The sequence below is a fragment of the Streptomyces sp. NPDC060198 genome, from assembly GCF_042728415.1.
Taxonomy (GTDB): domain Bacteria; phylum Actinomycetota; class Actinomycetes; order Streptomycetales; family Streptomycetaceae; genus Streptomyces.
Genome location: NZ_JBHWZJ010000525.1, coordinates 1 through 3810, shown reverse-complemented (window position 1 = coordinate 3810; position 3810 = coordinate 1). Strand labels below are relative to the sequence as shown.

The 3810-nt window shown below is 71.9% G+C and carries 1 protein-coding gene and 1 pseudogene; both read right to left on the bottom strand.

Going from position 1 to position 3810, the window contains the following annotated elements:
- Positions 1-446, bottom strand: a pseudogene (locus tag ACFWEP_RS32790) (ABC transporter ATP-binding protein); the annotation flags it as partial.
- A partial coding sequence (locus ACFWEP_RS32785) for an amino acid adenylation domain-containing protein (RefSeq protein WP_387375664.1) occupies positions 430-3810 on the bottom strand: 3381 nt, incomplete at its 5' end. The gene ACFWEP_RS32785 and the pseudogene ACFWEP_RS32790, both read right to left, overlap by 17 nt.

Genomic DNA, 3810 nt, shown 5'->3' with positions numbered 1-3810 from the left:
ACCGAGCTGACCAGCAGCGGCACCACCTCGATGATGTCGGCGGTCTGGTCGGCGTCCTCGGTGGCGATGGTGAGCACCTCGCCGGACTTCAGGTCCATGTCCCGGGCCACCGGCTGGAGTCCGCAGGCCGCGACGCGGACCCGCCAGTGGTGCGCCTCGGTCGTGTTGGCCTTCTGCAGGATGCGCATCCCGAACCGCCAGGAGAGCGACACGGTCGTGATGATCACGGCCAGGGCGCCCACCGACAGCAGGAGCCTGCCGAGGCTGCGTTCCTGCATGGTGTGCTCGACGATCAGCCCGAGCGCGATCGGGAACGCCGTCTCGCCGGCCTGGTAGAGGCCCATGAGGACGGTGCCCCAGGCCATGGCGCCGAAGTTGCGGCGCAGAGCGCTCCGCAGGATGTCGGCGCCCTGGCGGGGCCGCTGGGTGTCAGCTGTTGTCTTCAAGGTGGCGCGCAATCGCTTCCGGGGTTCGCAGGGTGAGCAGATCACGGATGGTGATCACGGGTCCGTACTCCCGGCGGAGCAGCCCGATGAGCCGTACCGCCAGCATGGAGTGTCCCCCGAGGGACACGAAATCACTTACGGCGCTGACCTCGTCGTCGTCCAGGTCCAGCGCTTCGGCGAAGAACTCGCACACCAGGGTCTCGGTCTCGCCCTCGGGGGCGCGTTCGACGCCCGTGGTGAGGACGCCGAGCGGCTTGGCCTCGGGCAGGGCCTTGGTGTCGGCCTTGCCGTTGACGGTCAGCCCGATGGCGTCGACCCGCGCGTAGTGCGTCGGGCGCAGGAAGTCCGGCAGTCCGGCGCCCACCTCCGCGGCGACCGCGGCGAGGTCCGTGCCGCCGGGACCTTCCGGTCCGTCGAGCACCAGGTAGGCGGCGAGCCGGTGGGCTCCGTCGACCTGGGGGTCGGGCTGGGCGACCGCGGCGACGAACCGGACCGCCGGGTGGGCGGCGAACGCGGCCTCCACCTCGCCGAGTTCGACCCGGTGGCCGCGGATCTTGACCTGCTGGTCGGTGCGGCCCAGGTAGGCCAGGTTTCCGTCGGGCCGCCGGATCACCAGGTCCCCGGTGCGGTACATCCGGGTGCCGGGCTCGCCGAACGGGCAGGCGACGAAGCGGTGCGCGGTCTGCGCGGACTGTCCGAGGTAGCCGCGGGCGATGCCGATGCCCGAGACGTACAGTTCGCCGGGGACGCCGTCCGGCAGGGGGCGCAGCCAGGGGTCGAGCACGTACACCTCGGTGTTGTCGATCGGGACGCCGACCACCGGGTCCTGGCATTCGAAGGTGCCGACGCCGAGGGTGTTGATGGTGTATTCGGTGGGCCCGTAGAGGTTGTAGCCGACGGTGCCCTCCGTGGTGGCCAGGCGCTGCCAGAGTGCGGGGGTGACGGCCTCGCCGCCCAGCAGGACCAGTGCGGGCCGGTGTGCCGGGTCGTCGAGCAGGCCCTCGGCGACCAGCTGCTGGGCGTAGGTCGGGGTCACGTTGATGACGTCGATGCCGTGTTCGAGGCAGTGGGCGACGAGCCGGGGAGCGTCGCGGCGCAGTTCCTCGTCGCAGATGTGCACCTCGTGGCCGTCCGCGAGCCAGAGAAGCTCCTCCCACGACATGTCGAAGGCGAACGACACGGTGTGCGCGATGCGGAACGTCCGGTGACCGTGCTCGGCGAGGACGGGTTCGAAGATCCGGCGCTGGTGGTTGATCAGCATGTTGGTGAGGCCGGCGTACTCGGTCACCACGCCCTTGGGCTTCCCGGTCGATCCGGAGGTGTAGATGGTGTACGCGGGATGGCGCAGGCGGTCCGGGTCGTCGGGCGTGAAGGTGACGAAGGGTTCCGCGTCGGGGAGCGGGCGGTCGAGTTCGATCAGTTCGCCGGTCAGCCGGGGTGCGACGGCGCTCACGGTGAGGATGACCTCGGGCCGTGCGTCGGCGACGATCGCGGCGATCCGCTCGTCGGGGTGGTCGAGCTCCAGGGGTACGTACGCGGCGCCGGTACGCAGCACCGCGAAGAGCGCCACGATCGAGTCGAGGGAACGCGGCACGGCGATGCCGACGGTGGTCTCCGGACCGATGGAGCGTGCGGCGAGTACGCCCGCGAGGGTACGGCTGCGGTCCCTGAGTTCGGCGAAGGTCATCGTGGCGCCGTGGGCGACGAGCGCGAGCCGCTGCGGGTCGCGGTCGGCTGCCTGGTCGAACCGGTCGACGACGGTGTCCGTGCCGATGTCCGTGACGTCGGCGGGTACGGGCTCGTCGCCGAGTCCGGGGAGTGCGCCGAGGGGGCCGGTCGAGCGGGCCAGGGCGTCGAGTACGCGCAGGTAACCGGCCAGCAGGCGGCGGGCGCCCGCGGTGTCCTCGTCGCGGTGTTCCAGCTTGACGGTGAGGCGGTCGCCGGGGGTGACGACCCAGGTGTAGGGGTAGTGGGTCGAGTCGTCTGCCTTGACGGAGGTGATGCCGTGCCGGGCGTTCATCTCGGCGAACGCGTCCATGTCCAGGAAGTTCTGGAGTACGAAGAGGCTGTCGAAGAGGCTGTCGTGTCCGGCTGCGCGCTGGATCTCGCCGAGCCCGAGGTGTTCGTGTTCCATCGCATCGACGCGGGCCCGCTGGACGGCGGTGAGGTACTCCCGGACGGTGTCGTCCGGGCGGGGCCGGGTCCACTGGGGCACGGTGTTGAGGAGTACGCCGACGATGTCGGAGGTGCCCTCGGCCTCGCGGCCGGAGACGGTGACGCCGAACACGGCGTCGGCGCGGCCGGTGTGCGCGCCGAGCAGGAGGCCGAAGGCGCCGGTCAGCACGGAGTTCAAGGTGACACCGTGGGTCCTGGCGGCCTCGCGCAGAAGGTCGGACTCCTCGGTGGTGAGGGTGTGGGTGAGGGCGTGCGGCAGCTCGTCCGGGAGGGACGGTGCCGGTCCGGCGAGCAGGGTCGGTCCGTCGAGCCCGGTCAGGTGATCGGCCCAGAAGCGGGCCGAGAGGGCGGGGTCCTTCGCGGCGAGCGCGCGGGCGTGGTCCTCGAAGGAGGGGGTGGCCGGCGCCGGGTCGAGTGCCTCGCCCGCCAGGATCGCCCGGTAGGCGTCGAAGAGGTCGCGCAGCACGGTCTCGCGGGACCAGCCGTCCCAGAGCAGCAGGTGGTAGCTGAGCAGCAGGCCGTCGCGGTCGTCGGGCAGGCGTACCACGGTCAGCCGGATCAGCGGCGGTTCGCCGGGGTCGAATCCGGTGTCGCGGTCCCGGGTGCGCAGAGCGTCGGTCTCGGCCTCCGTGCTGAGGGATACCGTGCGGACGGTGACGCGCCGGCCCGCCGCGAGGAGCTGGACGGGGTTGCCGTCGTCGTCGGTGGTGAAGCCGGCACCGACCACCGGGTGGCGGGCGATGACGTGCGCCATGGCGTCGGCCAGTGCGTCGGTGTCCAGGCGCCGGTCGAAGGTGAACCAGCTCTGGGCGACGTAGTGTCCGGCGGTGCCCGCCATCTGGGCCTGGAAGTACAGGCCGCGCTGGAGCGGGGTGACCGGCGCGGTGCGCTCGGCGGTCGCGGAGGCGTCCGCGATCTCCTCCAGTGCGTGGCGCCAGTGCTCGGTGAGGGCGTCGGGGACGCCGTCGGCGAGGGTGAACTCCGCGTGCAGGCTGCCGGTGGCGCCGTCGGTCCAGGCGTTGACCTCGACGGCGTACGGGCTGCCCTGGTCCCCGGCGGTGAGGCGCAGTGCCTCGGACTCGCTGCCCCGGCCCAGGTAGGGGTAGTGCACGTGGTGGTGCGGCCGGGCGGCGAGGAGCGGTGCGGTGTGGGCGTTGTGGTGGCGGAGCTGCCCGTGGGCGAGGGGCGG